Here is a 1,942-nt window from a genome sequence, read left to right as displayed (position 1 = left end):
AGTTTATACAACTTTGAACTGCCGACCTATCACTTTTATTGTAAAAGAAAAGGGAGGAAAGAACTATGGCTTCGCCTGAAAATGTTATTTTAATTCATGAAATTTCAAAGCTGAAAACAAAAGAAGAGTTATGGAATCCGTATGGATGGTATCAATTTATGAGGGATGGTCACCCAGTTTATTATGATGAAGAGCAGGATGTATGGAATGTTTTTTTATACGATGATGTAAATCGAGTTTTATCGGATTATCGCTTATTTTCCAGTAGAAGGGAACGAAGACAATTCGCAATCCCACCTTTAGAAACTAGAATAAATATAAATTCTACTGATCCACCAGAACATCGCAATGTACGTTCTATTGTTTCTAAAGCATTTACTCCAAGAAGTTTAGAACAATGGAAACCTCGAATACAGGCTATCGCAAATGAACTTGTACAACATATCAGAAAATATAGTGAGGTTAATATCGTTGAAGAGTTTGCTGTAGCTTTACCTGTTACCGTCATATCCGATTTATTAGGAGTACCAACAACGGATCGTAAAAAAATTAAAGAATGGTCTGATATTTTATTTATGCCGTATAGTAAAGAAAAATTTAACGATTTGGATGTAGAAAAAGGAATTGCGTTAAATGAATTTAAAACATACCTTCTTCCAATTGTCCAAGAGAAAAGATATCATTTATCCGACGATATTATTTCGGATTTAATACGAGCTGAATATGAAGGCGAAAGATTAACCGATGAAGAAATTGTCACTTTTTCATTAGGACTATTAGCTGCCGGTAATGAAACGACTACTAATTTAATTATTAATAGCTTTTATTGTTTTTTAGTGGATGCGCCTGGAACATATAAAGAATTACGAGAAAAACCGAATTTGATTTCAAAAGCGATAGAGGAAGTATTACGATATCGCTTTCCTGTTACATTAGCTCGTCGTATAACTGAAGATACGAATATCTTTGGACCTTTTATGAAAAAGGATCAAATGATTGTTGCGTGGGTTAGTGCAGCAAATTTAGATGAGAAAAAGTTCTTACAAGCTTCTAAATTTAATTTACACAGAATAGGAAATGAAAAGCATTTAACCTTTGGTAAAGGTCCTCATTTTTGCTTAGGGGCGCCACTTGCACGTTTAGAAGCTGAGATTGCATTAACTACCTTTATAAATGCCTTTGAAAAAATAGAGTTATCTCCATCGTTCAATTTAGAAAAATGTATATTAGAAAATGAACAAACATTAAAATACTTACCTATTCTTTTGAAAACTAGGTAAAACGTTCAGCAAGGTACAAAATTACTGTACCTTGTTTTTTTATTTCTCAATTGTAAATTTTTAGTGGTCTATTTAGTATGGAAGTGTGTGAAAGAAGAGTGGAGGAGGATGCTTATGTTAACGTGTAATGGAAGTAAAACGTTTCAAACATTTATTAAAGCTGTAACGGATTTAATTGATAGTAATTTATTAGAAGATCAAATTGTTTGTGCGATTGAAAAATTACTAGAAGAACTTCTAGAAAAAAAAACATGGCTTCCGCTAGAAAAACAGAAGGCGAATTCGGCTCAATATGCACGACACTTGTTATATGAAGATCCTTTAAAGCGATTTGAAGTATTAGCTCTTGTATGGAAAGATGGACAATCTACACCTTTACATGATCATGATGGTACATGGGGAGTAGAAGGCGTTTTTTCAGGAAGGATAATGGTGCAGAACTTTATACAAACTAAGCAGCTTGAAAATTCACTTGTTTATTTAACCCATACAGGAAATCTTTATTTGGGAGAAGGAGAAACAGATAAAGTCATTCCACCAGCTGATTGTCATATTCTTAAAATAGCTGAATGCGAAAGCGTTGTCACGATTCATATTTACGGAAAACGTTTAGAAAAGTTTAAAGTATATTTCCCAACTGAAGAAAAGAATGTGTATATGTG

The 1,942-nt window shown here is 32.9% G+C and carries 2 protein-coding genes; both read left to right on the top strand.

Annotation, left to right across the window (positions count from 1 at the left end):
• The first annotated feature begins 65 nt into the window (after nucleotides 1-65).
• Nucleotides 66-1,280, top strand: coding sequence for a cytochrome P450 (locus AB3X49_RS22200; RefSeq protein ID WP_367964775.1), 1,215 nt, complete (start codon nucleotides 66-68; stop codon nucleotides 1,278-1,280).
• A gap of 114 nt (nucleotides 1,281-1,394) precedes the next feature.
• Nucleotides 1,395-1,942 (top strand): cysteine dioxygenase family protein (locus tag AB3X49_RS22195; protein WP_367964773.1); only part of this gene is annotated, 548 nt, incomplete at its 3' end.

Origin of the sequence: Bacillus sp. C30, from assembly GCF_040838255.1 — a bacterium.
GTDB lineage: Bacteria > Bacillota > Bacilli > Bacillales > Bacillaceae_G > Bacillus_A > Bacillus_A mycoides.
This window is presented reverse-complemented; position numbering and strand designations above follow the sequence as displayed.

Bases quoted from the DNA above. Each gene is read 5' to 3' on its own strand.
- AB3X49_RS22200 (WP_367964775.1), top strand. From the start codon at position 66: ATGGCTTCGCCTGAAAATGTTATTTTAATTCATGAAATTTCAAAGCTG.